The organism is Agrobacterium sp. Ap1 (assembly GCF_017313375.1).
In the GTDB taxonomy this organism is placed as follows: Bacteria; Pseudomonadota; Alphaproteobacteria; order Rhizobiales; family Rhizobiaceae; genus Neorhizobium; species Neorhizobium cellulosilyticum.
This window is the reverse complement of the sequence record NZ_JAFLMY010000068.1, coordinates 1-1171: the sequence shown is the minus strand read 5'-3', so window position 1 is coordinate 1171 and position 1171 is coordinate 1. Positions and strand designations below refer to the sequence as shown.

Sequence of the window (1171 nt, the reverse complement as noted above, 5' to 3'; positions counted from 1 at the left end):
ACTCCCGCGTTTTGTTTTCGATTGCATATGTTATCGATAACATCTATGTCAACTTCAAAGACGCTTATGAACCGGGAGGAATTTCTGATGTCATTTCCGCTGTTCGATCTGACGGGTAAAACCGCGCTGATCACCGGCTCCAGCCAGGGCATCGGCCTGGCACTCGCTCGCGGCCTTGCCGAACACGGCGCTACAGTCATTCTCAACGGCCGCGATGAGGCGAAACTGGCTGACGCACAAAAACAGCTTTCCGCCGATGGCTTTACCGTTCACGCCGTCGCATTCGATGCGACCGACCAGGCCTCGGTTGCGGCAGGTGTCGCTCGCATCGAAGCGGAGATCTGCGCGATAGACATTCTCATCAACAATGCCGGCATGCAGTATCGTTCGCCGCTGGAAGACTTTCCGGCCGACAAGTGGCAGCAGCTTCTGACAACCAATATTTCCAGCGTGTTTTATGTCGGTCAGGCTGTCGCCCGCCACATGATCGCCCGCGGTCACGGCAAGATCATCAACATCGCCTCGGTGCAGAGCGAACTTGCCCGTCCCGGCATCGCGCCTTACACGGCCACCAAGGGCGCGGTCAAAAACCTCACCAAAGGCATGTCCACCGACTGGGCCAAGCACGGCCTGCAGGTCAATGCCATTGCGCCCGGCTATTTCAAGACACCGCTCAATCAGGCACTGGTCGACAATCCGGAATTTTCCGCATGGCTGGAAAAGCGCACGCCGGCTGCCCGCTGGGGCAATGTCGATGAACTGGTCGGCGCGGCCGTCTTCCTGTCGGGCAAGGGTTCCTCTTTCGTGAATGGACACACGCTTTATGTCGACGGCGGCATCACCATCAGCCTCTGAGGCACAGGCCTTCCGGCGGCCCATCATCGTGATGGGCGTCGCCGGCTGCGGCAAGAGTTCGGTCGGTATGCGTCTGGCAGAAGCGCTGTCCCTCCCCTATCAGGAAGGCGACGATCTTCATCCTCAGGCCAACATCGCCAAGATGTCGAAGGGCACGCCGCTCAACGACGATGACCGCTGGCCCTGGCTCGATCGCATCGGCGAGATTCTGGCCGATCACGCGACAAGCGGTATCGTCCTGACATGCTCGTCACTGAAGAAAGCGTATCGCGACAGATTGCGTGCGGCGGCGGGCGGAAAGCTGGCCTTCGTGTTT

The 1171-nt window shown here is 59.2% G+C and carries 2 protein-coding genes; both read left to right on the top strand.

Features of this window, described 5'->3' with window-relative positions:
* The first annotated feature begins 87 nt into the window (after positions 1 to 87).
* The gene (locus JZX87_RS30985; protein WP_206829648.1) at positions 88 to 855 is read left to right on the top strand and encodes an SDR family oxidoreductase; all 768 of its coding nucleotides are present in this window, start codon (positions 88 to 90) and stop codon (positions 853 to 855) included.
* Positions 824 to 1171: gluconokinase (locus JZX87_RS30980; RefSeq protein ID WP_206829647.1), on the top strand; the 348-nt coding region annotated here is incomplete at its 3' end. The genes JZX87_RS30985 and JZX87_RS30980, both read left to right, overlap by 32 nt.

Bases quoted from the DNA above. Each gene is read 5' to 3' on its own strand.
- JZX87_RS30985 (WP_206829648.1), top strand. From the start codon at position 88: ATGTCATTTCCGCTGTTCGATCTGACGGGTAAAACCGCGCTGATCACC.